The organism is Clostridioides sp. ZZV15-6383 (assembly GCF_020657735.1).
In the GTDB taxonomy this organism is placed as follows: Bacteria; Bacillota; Clostridia; order Peptostreptococcales; family Peptostreptococcaceae; genus Clostridioides; species Clostridioides difficile_D.
Genome location: NZ_JAGWCV010000172.1, coordinates 1 through 369, shown reverse-complemented (window position 1 = coordinate 369; position 369 = coordinate 1). Strand labels below are relative to the sequence as shown.

Genomic DNA, 369 nt, shown 5'->3' with positions numbered 1-369 from the left:
ATACTTGAATATCATCTTCCTCAACTAATATAGATACATAGTATCTATTAGATTTTTGACTTACTGTACCACTTTTAACTATTGAATTTGTTGGTATATATCCAAATTCTTTTAGTCTTACCCAACCGAGAGTAGGTATTTTGACCCTATGCCTTTCAATAGTCCAATCAGTTTTGTTATTCTTTGGAAAATATGCTTTAACATCTTGATTTTTCTTTTTCTTAAACTTAGGAAAACCTTTGGTTTTTTTAAAGAAATCTTTGAAGGCTTTATCTCCATTCATAATAGCTTGTTTTGTAGCCTTAGAAGATACATCTTTAATCCATTTCATATCTTGATTATTAGGAATATATTCATTATTTAACCATT

General features: G+C 27.6%; 1 pseudogene. It reads right to left on the bottom strand.

What is annotated here, in order from left to right:
* Positions 1–331, bottom strand: a pseudogene (locus tag KGF42_RS19315) (RNA-guided endonuclease TnpB family protein); the annotation flags it as partial.
* Between the last annotated feature and the right edge of the window lie 38 nt (positions 332–369).